Source organism: Pseudomonas sp. GLN_2 (genome assembly GCF_043106005.1).
GTDB lineage: Bacteria > Pseudomonadota > Gammaproteobacteria > Pseudomonadales > Pseudomonadaceae > Aquipseudomonas > Aquipseudomonas alloputida.
The window spans coordinates 1-9,448 of record NZ_JBICMC010000060.1 but is presented as its reverse complement, the minus strand read 5'-3'; the positions used below and the strand labels follow the sequence as shown (position 1 = coordinate 9,448).

Here is a 9,448-nt window from a genome sequence, read left to right as displayed (position 1 = left end):
TGGTCTTCAGCTCGAACAGCTGCCCCAGGGTCTCATCATCGAATACGTTGTTGCCCACGATGTTGATGTGCTGGATGGCGGCGACGGTGCCTTCGTTGATCTTGATCTTCAGCGCCACACGGTTGCGCGGCTGCGGCACCACCTCGGCGTCGACCTCGGCCGAGTACCGCCCCTGGGCCACGTACTGGCGCTGCAGCTCATTACGCACACCTTCGAGGGTGGCACGCTGGAAGATCTCGCCTTCGGCCAGGCCCGATTGTTTCAGGCCCTTCATCAGGTCTTCGGTGCTGATCGCCTTGTTGCCTTCAATCTCGATGCTCGACACCGACGGGCGCTCGACCACGTTGATGATCAGCACATTGCCATCGCGGCTCAACTGGATGTCCTGGAAGAACCCGGTCTTGAACAAGGAACGAGTCGAGTCCACCAGGCGGCGGTCGTCGGCCTGGTCGCCAACGTTCAGCGGCAAGGCACCGAACACACTGCCAGCGGAAACCCGCTGCAGGCCGTTGACGCGAATGTCGGCGATCCTGAACGGTGAGGCCTGGGCCAGCGTGGCTTTCAGCAGCAGGATGGAGAGCAACAGGCGCGGGTAGTTCATCGGGGGTTCCAGACAAGCGGATTTGGAGGGAGGCGAGCGCGGGCAACCCGCAAGCAGCGGGCGATGAGGATACGGGCGGGCTGTGTACGGCGCGGTTAGCCGAGGGTAAAGATGTGTAAAGTCCGACCGGCCGGCGGTGACAGTGCCGGCGCGTAGGGCGATCATTACCCCCCCCCCCCCTGCAATTGCGATATCTGGCCCTGATGATCCCTGTGCTGCTGGTCGACGACGACCGCGAACTGACCGAAATGCTCTCTTTGTACCTGGCGCGCGAAGGCTTCCAGGCAACGGCCGTGGACACCGGCGAAGAAGGCGAGACCCAGGCGTTGTCCGGTGACTTCCAGGTGGTGGTGCTGGACGTCATGCTGCCCGGCATTTCGGGCATCGAAGTGTTACGCCGCGTGCGCGCGCGCAGCCAGGTGCCGGTACTGCTGCTGACTGCCCGTGGCGACAACATCGACCGCATCGCCGGCCTGGAGCTGGGTGCCGACGACTATGTACCCAAGCCCAGCTCTCCTGGCGAGCTGGTGGCGCGCCTGCGGGCGATACTGCGCCGCGTGAAGCCACACCTGATGGGTGATACCAGCGCGCCCGAGGTACCTGAACAGGTACGCAGCGGCGCATTGAAAATGTGGCCGGGGCGGCGCGAGGCACGCTGGGGCACAGCCACGCTGGAACTGACCGGCTCCGAGTTCAGCCTGCTCGAAGCCCTGGCGCGCCAGGCCGGTCAGCTGGTCAGCAAGCAGGACCTGTCGCTCAATGCCCTGGGCCGGCCGCTGACCCGTTATGACCGACGCATCGACGTGCACGTCAGCAGCATCCGGCAAAAACTTGGCCCGCGTGCCGATGGCAGCAGCTGGATCCAGAGCGTGCGCGGCATGGGCTACATGCTGATCGTCGAATGATGCGCCGGCGTCTGTTCTGGAAGCTGTTCCTGGCGTTCTGGCTGGCCAACACCCTGACCTTCCTGGTGGGGGCGGGGGCCTTCATGCTCAATGAACTGCGCGGCGATACCCCCGGGCTGCGTTCGCTGCTGGCCACCGAGCTGCAATTGCTCGAACGGCATGGCGAGCGGGCCGGCCGCCAGTTGCTGGACGTGTCGCCACAGCCGCAGGATGTGCAAGTAGGCCTTTACGACGATCAAGGCCGCTTGCTGGCTGGCCAAACGGTGCACGTGGCGCGTTTCGAGCAGGCACTGCTCGACCGTGACGGCCGCCCGCTGGTGCTGCGCGCTTCGGTGGCCACCCGTGTCGGTATGGCACCGCGCCCACGCAACCTTGGCCCGTTCGTGACTGGGGCGGTGATGAGCGCGCTGTTCGCGCTGTTGTGCAGCTTTTACCTGACCCGGCCGCTGACCTGGCTGCGCGAGGCCATGGGCCAGGTTGCCCAAGGCCGTTTCGATGTGCGGGTCAGGCCGCGGCTGGGCAAGCGCCGTGACGAAATCGTCGACCTGGCCGAGGACTGTGACCGCATGGCCGGCCAGCTCAAGGCCCTGGTGCAGGCCCAGCAGAACCTGCTGCATGATATTTCCCATGAGCTGCGCTCACCGCTTACCCGCATGCATGCCGCCATTGGCCTGATGCGCCAGCAACCCGACCGGCCCGACATGCTGGAGCGGGTCGAGCGCGAGTCGCGGCGCATGGACGACCTGATCGAGCAACTGCTGACCCTGGCCCGTGCCCAGGCCCGTCAAGGCAACAATGACTTCGCCAGCGTGGATGTGGTCGAACTGCTGGCGCAGATCGTCGAGGATGCCCGTTTCGAGGCAGGCATGAAGCAGTGCCAGGTGTCCTTGCTGGCTCAGGGCGCGTTTCTCATGCATGGCCATGAAGAACTCCTGTACCGGGCCTTCGAGAACGTCATCCGCAATGCCGTGCGCTACACCAAGCCCGGCACGGCGGTATTGGTGGAGGCCGCACCGGCACCAGGTGGGCAATGGTTGCAGGTGTGCGTCAGCGACCATGGCCCGGGCGTCGACCCGGCGCGCCTGCAGCGCATCTTCGAACCGTTCGACCGTGGCACCGACAGCAGCGACGGCTTCGGCCTGGGGCTGGCGATCGCCCAGCGTGCCATCGCCTTGCACGGTGGCAGCATCACCGCGCTGGCCGCCGCCACAGGGGGCTTGCGGGTGCGCATCGAACTGCCGCAAGCCATTGCTACTTGAAGCCGGTGACCGCGTGGGGAACGTAAGGGGCCTGCAAGCGCGCCACCTCGTCCTCGCTCAGCTGCAGTGACAGTGCGCCCAGGGCATCGTCCAGGTGGGCGGGCTTCGAGGCGCCGACGATAGGGGCGCTAACGCCGGCCCTACCCAGCACCCAGGCCAGCGCAACCTGGGCCATCGGCACCCCCCGTTCGCTGGCGATCTGCTCGACCACATCGATTACCCGGCCGTCCTCCACCTCGGTCTTTTCATAGAACGATTGCCCGGACACATCGGTGCGCGTGCGTTGGGTTTGCTGCCCCTGCGGTCGTGTCAGGCGGCCGCGCGCCATCGGGCTCCAGGGCATCAGGCCGACGCCTTGATCCAGGCACAGCGGGATCATCTCTCGCTCTTCTTCGCGGTAGATCAGGTTGAGGTAGTTCTGCATCGACACGAAGCGGCTCCAGCCATGGCTGGCGGCTACCTGCTGCGCCTTGGCGAACTGCCAGGCATACATCGACGATGCACCGATGTAGCGCGCCTTGCCGGCCTTGACCACATCATGCAGAGCTTCCATGGTTTCCTCGATGGGGGTGTGGTAGTCCCAGCGGTGGATCTGGTAAAGGTCGACGTAGTCTGTGCCCAGGCGGCTGAGGCTGGCGTCGATGTTGGCCATGATCGCCTTGCGTGACAAGCCTTGCTCATTGGGCCGGCTGGCGCCTTCCCACATGTTGGCAGGGAAGAACACCTTGGTGGCGATCACGGTTTCTTCGCGGCGGGTAAACTCCCTCAGGAGTTTGCCGAGGATGATTTCCGAGGTGCCGGCGGAATAGCTGTTGGCAGTGTCGAAGAAGTTGATGCCTTGCTCGACGGCATGGCGGATGATCGGCCGGCTGGCGTCTTCGCCCAAGGTCCAGGGATGAGTGCCGGCGTCGGGGTCACCGAAGGTCATGCAGCCCAGGCACAGCCTTGAAATGTCCAGCCCAGTGCTACCCAGCTTTACGTACTGCATCGTCGTCTCCTTCAAGGGCGTGAGTGATGGAGTTAGCCTAACGCGGGCAGGGTTGTGCGAAAATTCCGTATTGATGCAGGCGCCATCTGCAAGAATTCACAAGCGTAGCAGCGGCCGCACCTGTTGCTGAAGGAAGTCGGTAACCGCCTTGATCCGCGGTGTGGCGCGCACGTCTTCATGCACGGCCAGCCAGATTTCGATGCTCATGGTCTGTTGGGCGCTGCCTGCTTCTTTCAGACCGTGTTCCTGTGCCATGAACGCGGGCAGGCAGGCGATGCCGATGCCGCCGGCACAGGCTTGGGCCTGGACGCGCAGGTCATTGCTGTGCAATGCGAACGGCTGCTGGCCGGCCTGGAGGTTGAGCCATTGCTGTTGTGGGGAACGGGCTTGAGACGCGTCGTAGCCGATGTAGCGCCTGACCGTTGCGCTGGCCAGGTAACCGGGCGAGGCATACAGCCGGTAATCCAGGTGCCCCAGCAGGCTGACCACCAGAGTTGGCTCTGTCGGCCTGGCCAGGGCGATGCTGATGTCAGCTTCGCGGCGGACCAGGGATGCCTTGGATTTGCTGCCCACCAGCTTCAGGCGCAGCTGTGGGTAGCGCTGGTACAGCTCGCCCAGGCGCCGGGCGACGATGCTGCCCAGCAGCGCCGGTGGTGCCGAGAGCACCACTTCGCCTTCCACTGTCTGTTGGCCGGCGCTGGCGAAATGCGCCAGGGCAAAAGAGGACATGGCCATCTGCTCGGCGAGTTCTGCAACGCGTTGGCCTTCGTGGGTGAGGGCATAGGCGCGAGGACGTCGGTCGACCAGCTTGAGCTTGAGCGAAGCTTCGAGCGAGGCGATGCGCCGGGCCACGGTGGCGTGATCGACACCCAGGGTCTTGGCAGCGGCCGACAGCGAGCCGGCCGAGCTGAAGGCGGAGAAATGGCGCAGGTCTTCCCAATCGAACATGAATGACTCGGCAGTGGCGGGTGCTAAAAGGGGTAGGGTAACCCTTTATGACCCTGCCGGCTTCAATGCCCGCCTTTCATCCGCCGCGCCACCAGGTAGATGCCCAGGCCAACCAGCGCAGTCGCGGCGCCGATGTACCCGGTGCTGGTCCAGCCCATGCCGGCAGTGATCGCCATGCCTCCCAGCCATGGCCCCAGGGCATTGGCCAGGTTGAACGCCGCATGGTTCGACGCCGCTGCCAGGCTAGGCGCCTCGTGGGCAATGTCCATGAGGCGGATCTGTAGCGGTGCCGCCAGGGCGATCATGGTGCCCACCAGGCCGATGCCCAGCAGCAGGCTCCACAGCGCCTGGGCGGCGAAGGTAAAGAACAGCAGCACGGCGACCGACCACATCAGTACCAAGCCCACGGCGCGGAACTGCAGACGGTCGAACAGCTTGCCGCCAGCGATGTTGCCGACGATACCGCCCACGCCGAACGCCGCCAGACCGAACGGAATCCACTGTGGCGACACCTGGGTCACGTGCAGCATGGTCGGTGCCAGGTAGCTGAACACGCAGAACATGCCGGCAAAACCGATCGAAGCGATGGCCAGCGCCATCCATACCTGTGGGAGGGCAAAGGCCTGGAGCTCCTTGCGCGGATCGCTGCGTGTTTCGTCGTGGCGCTGGGGCACGAAACGCCAGACCAGGGCGATGGTGCACAGGGCGATCGCGCCGACCAGTACGAATGCCGAACGCCAGCCGAAGTACTGGCCCAGGAAGGTGGCAACCGGGTTGCCGAGCAACATGGCCAAGGTCAGGCCCATCATTACCCGGGCAACCGCCCCCGCGCGCTGATCCTTGGCGACCATGCTCGAGGCGACCACTGCGGCAATGCCGAAGTAGGCGCCGTGGGGCAGGCCGCTGATGAAACGAAATGTGACCAGGCCACCGAACGAGGGGGCAAAGGCAGTGGCCAGGTTGCCCACGGCATACAGCAGCATCAACAGCAGCAGCATGTGCTTGCGCAGCAGTTTGGCACCGAGAATGGCCAGTGTCGGGGCGCCAACCATTACCCCCAGCGCATACGCGCTGATGGCATGGCCCACCTGTGGTTCGCTCAACTGCAAATTGCTGGCAATGTCGGGCATCAGGCCCATGATGGCGAATTCGCCGGTGCCGATGGCAAAGCTGCCCAGTGCCATGGCGGCTTCCATCTTGGCGACGGTGTTTTTACTGGGGAGCGGGGGGTGTTCCTGGACTGACATCTGTATCCCTATTGAAACATGCTGAAACGTTCAAGGCGGGATAATAGTCAATCGATGGCTGCAACGTCGAGGATGCTGCCCCGGCTTGCGCGACGTTGCAGCCCGTGTCCTGCTCAGTGCGGGCGCGCTTGCTACGTCCCTGGCTGAAGTGACGGGACACTGTGGCAGCGGGTACGCCTGCTCTTTTAGACTGCGGGCGGTGACGCGCCAACGCTCGGCAAACGGTGAGTACACGCGCCACACATTCGGTTCACAAGGACAACTGCAATGTCAGATACCCCGCGCAATCCGCTGCTTATCGATGGAGCCGTCGGCCAGATCGAGCTGTTGATCGACTACCCCGACGGACCACCCAAAGGGCTGGTGCTGGTCAGCCATCCGCAACCGCTGCTGGGCGGTAGCCCACGGCATATCGTGCCACTGACCCTGGCACGGCAGCTGCGCGCAGCCGGCTGGCAAGTGGTACGGCCGAGCTTTCGTGGGGTGGGGCAGACGCAAGGCGCGCACGACCAGGGCATCGGTGAAGCCGAGGATTGCATCGCGGTCATCCGTCACTTCAACCAGCAACAGCCCGAGCTGCCGGTAGCGCTGGTCGGGTTTTCCTTTGGGGCCTACGTGTTCGCCCGGGTTGCCTGTGCGCTGGAAGGGCAGTTGCAGGCAGTCGCATTGATGGGGCTGCCGGTGGGGGATGTACCGGGAGGGCGCTATTACGAGCCATTGCCGCTGCCTGGGGATTGCCTGTTACTCCATGGTGAACAGGATGAAATGGCACCGCTGGCCAACCTGCTGCAATGGGCTGGCCCTGAACAACGGGCAGTGTCGGTATACGCCGGTGCCAATCACTTTTTCAAAGGCTGCCTGGGGCGTGCCGCGGAGCAGGTGATTGCTCATCTCGCCCAGAAGACTGGCCCTCACCGCTCCAGGTAATGCGTCTGTGCAGCAAAGTCGATAAACCGCTTGCTGGCCAGCGACAGGTATTCCCCCGAGCGCCAGCACAAGCGGAAACTCATCTGCTGTGCTGGCCGGAACGGCACGCCGACGATGCCTGGCGTGCGTTGCTGCACCGAGCGCAGCAGGGTCGCCACCCCCATGTTGTCCAGCGCGGCCTGCACCACCAGCGAGACGAAGTTGCTCTGTAGCGCCACCTGGTAAGTGATGCCATGTTCGGCGAAGAACGCATCCAGAAGATGGCGTTGAACGAAGGTACGATCGAACACCACCATGTCGGTATTGCGCAGGTCTTCGGCGGTGAGGTAGGCCTTGCCGGCATAGGGGTGATCCGGGTGCATGCACGCCAGCATCTCGTCGCTGCCCAGCAGGATCGACTCCTTATCCGGCGGTACACGCCGGGACTCCAGCAGCGCCAGGTCGATTTCCCGTTGCTCCAGGCGATGGCCAATGTCTTCGGCACTGCCTTCGAACACGGTCATGGCAATGCCCGGGTACGACTTGCGGAAGGCGTTCATCAACCCGGGGACGTAGTGCAGGCCGAACATCGGCGGGATACCCAGGCGCACTTCGCCGCGCTTGAGGTCGGCCATGTCGCGCAGCTCTTGCCGGGCAACGTCCATTTCGCGCAGGGCAGAGGCAATGCGCGGCAAGAACTGCTCGCCTTCTGCCGTGAGGATCACTTTGCGCGTGGTGCGGTTGAACAGGGTTACCCCCAGCTCTTCTTCCAGCCGGGTGACGGCCATGCTCAGCGCGGGCTGGGCGATGTGCAGGTGCTGCGCGGCCTTGGTGAAGCTGCCCTGCCGGACGATTTCGACACAGCAGCGCAATGCCTTGAGGTTCATTGAGGGGTGCTACCTTTCATGCGAGATGCATTCATAACGAACTGTGATGCTAAGCATCATAACAATATATTTATTATTATTAACCAGAGGGCCTACGATGCGCGCCACTGAGACATCCTGCAACATCTCAGTCACGCAGCTTAATAAATCTGCAATCCCACAAAGATTTTGAGGTAGTACCCCAAATGGCCAAGGCCGCCGATGTCGTTGTGCAATGCCTGGAAAACGAAGGTGTCGAGTATGTATTCGGCATTCCCGGTGAGGAAAACCTCGACCTGCTCGAATCCCTGCGCAAGTCGAAGATCAAGCTGGTACTGACCCGTCACGAGCAGTCTGCAGGTTTCATGGCTGCCACCTACGGTCGTCTGACCGGCAAGACCGGCGTCAGCCTGTCGACCCTCGGCCCTGGTGCCACCAACCTGGTGACCGCCAGCGCCTACGCCTACCTGGGCGGCATGCCGATGATGATGATCACCGGGCAGAAGCCGATCAAGAAGTCCAAGCAGGGTCGCTTCCAGATCATTGACGTGTGCGGCATGATGGACCCCATCACCAAGTACACCCACCAGTTCGCCTCGGCCGACAACATCCCGGCCCGCATGCGCGAAGCCTTCCGCCTGGCCGAAGAAGAAAAGCCGGGTGCGGTGCACCTGGAGCTGCCGGAAGACATCGCCGCCGAGCAGACCGACGCGCTGCCGATCCCGCGCAGCCTGCACCGCCGCCCGCTGGCCGAGCACGTGGCCATCGAAGCTGCCGTCGAGAAACTGCAGAACGCGCGTAACCCGATTCTGGTGATCGGTGCCGGTGCCAACCGCAAGATGACCGCCAAGGTCCTCAAGCAACTGATCGACAAGACCGGCATCCCGTTCATCACCACCCAAATGGGTAAAGGCGTGGTCGACGAGCGCCACCCGCGCTTCCTTGGCAACGCTGCGCTGTCGTCGGGCGACTTCGTTCACCGCGCCGTCGAAGCCGCCGACCTGATCATCAACATCGGCCACGATGTGATCGAGAAGCCGCCGTTCTTCATGGTCCGTGGCGGCACCGAAGTCATCCACATCAACTTCCGCTCTGCCGAAGTCGATGCTGTGTACTTCCCGCAAGTAGAAGTGATCGGCGACATCGCCAACGCCGTGTGGCAGATCAGTGAAGCACTGAACGACACGTCGCACTGGGACTTCACCCGCCTGATGGCCATCCGTGAAGCCAACGAAGCACAGATCGCCGAAGGCGCCGACGACGACCGCTTCCCGGTCTACCCACAGCGCATGGTGGCTGACATCCGTCGTGTACTGCCGTCCGAAGGCATCGTCGCCCTGGACAACGGCATCTACAAGATCTGGTTCGCCCGCAACTACAAAGCGCACAAGCCAAACACCGTGCTGCTGGACAACGCCCTGGCGACCATGGGCGCTGGCCTGCCATCGGCAATGGCTGCGCACCTGGTGCACCCGGACCGCCCGGTAATCTCGGTGTGTGGTGACGGCGGCTTCATGATGAACAGCCAGGAACTGGAAACTGCAGTACGTCTGGGCATGCACATCACCGTGGTGATCCTGCGTGACGACGGCTACGGCATGATCCGCTGGAAGCAGGCCAACATGGGCTTCACCGATTTCGGCCTGGACTACGGCAACCCGGACTTCGTCAAGTATGCCGAAGCCTACGGCGCCAACGGCCACCGCGTGGAAAGCGCCGAAGGCCTGC

9 protein-coding genes are annotated in these 9,448 nt (G+C 63.5%); 4 read left to right on the top strand and 5 right to left on the bottom strand.

Translation table 11 applies throughout. The features are described from left to right. The coding region (locus ACF8Q6_RS14760; protein ID WP_392499012.1) for a POTRA domain-containing protein at window positions 1-601 on the bottom strand (601 nt) is incomplete at its 3' end. 203 nt (window positions 602-804) lie between these two features. Here ACF8Q6_RS14760 and ACF8Q6_RS14755 point away from each other — a divergent pair. Together ACF8Q6_RS14755 and ACF8Q6_RS14750 are read left to right on the top strand one after the other, a co-directional pair. Continuing rightward, on the top strand, window positions 805-1,506 hold the full coding sequence (locus ACF8Q6_RS14755; RefSeq protein ID WP_392494271.1) for a response regulator: 702 nt from the start codon (window positions 805-807) through the stop codon (window positions 1,504-1,506). After that, complete coding sequence (locus ACF8Q6_RS14750; protein WP_392494269.1) at window positions 1,503-2,765, top strand: ATP-binding protein; 1,263 nt, start codon at window positions 1,503-1,505, stop codon at window positions 2,763-2,765. The genes ACF8Q6_RS14755 and ACF8Q6_RS14750 overlap by 4 nt, the downstream gene beginning before the upstream one ends. Here ACF8Q6_RS14750 and ACF8Q6_RS14745 read toward each other — a convergent pair. The 3 genes from ACF8Q6_RS14745 to ACF8Q6_RS14735 form a co-directional block, all read right to left on the bottom strand. Next, window positions 2,758-3,753, bottom strand: coding sequence for an aldo/keto reductase (locus ACF8Q6_RS14745; RefSeq protein ID WP_088513136.1), 996 nt, complete (start codon window positions 3,751-3,753; stop codon window positions 2,758-2,760). The two genes, ACF8Q6_RS14750 and ACF8Q6_RS14745, sit on opposite strands and share 8 nt — an antisense overlap. A 96-nt stretch (window positions 3,754-3,849) precedes the next feature. Next, window positions 3,850-4,701, bottom strand: a complete 852-nt coding sequence (locus tag ACF8Q6_RS14740; protein ID WP_392494267.1) for a LysR family transcriptional regulator — start codon at window positions 4,699-4,701, stop codon at window positions 3,850-3,852. 62 nt (window positions 4,702-4,763) lie between these two features. Beyond that, window positions 4,764-5,948, bottom strand: a complete 1,185-nt coding sequence (locus ACF8Q6_RS14735) for an MFS transporter (protein ID WP_392494265.1) — start codon at window positions 5,946-5,948, stop codon at window positions 4,764-4,766. 267 nt (window positions 5,949-6,215) lie between these two features. On the opposite strand from ACF8Q6_RS14735, the gene ACF8Q6_RS14730 reads away from it, so the two are divergent. Further along, complete coding sequence (locus ACF8Q6_RS14730) at window positions 6,216-6,875, top strand: alpha/beta hydrolase (RefSeq protein ID WP_012052225.1); 660 nt, start codon at window positions 6,216-6,218, stop codon at window positions 6,873-6,875. On the opposite strand, the gene ACF8Q6_RS14725 is transcribed toward ACF8Q6_RS14730, so the two are convergent. Further along, window positions 6,860-7,741 carry a LysR family transcriptional regulator gene (locus tag ACF8Q6_RS14725; protein WP_004374921.1) on the bottom strand — a complete coding sequence of 294 codons (882 nt, stop codon included), beginning with the start codon at window positions 7,739-7,741 and terminating at the stop codon, window positions 6,860-6,862. The two genes, ACF8Q6_RS14730 and ACF8Q6_RS14725, sit on opposite strands and share 16 nt — an antisense overlap. Window positions 7,742-7,926: 185 nt before the next feature. Here ACF8Q6_RS14725 and ACF8Q6_RS14720 point away from each other — a divergent pair. Beyond that, the coding region (locus ACF8Q6_RS14720) for an acetolactate synthase large subunit (protein ID WP_392499008.1) at window positions 7,927-9,448 on the top strand (1,522 nt) is incomplete at its 3' end.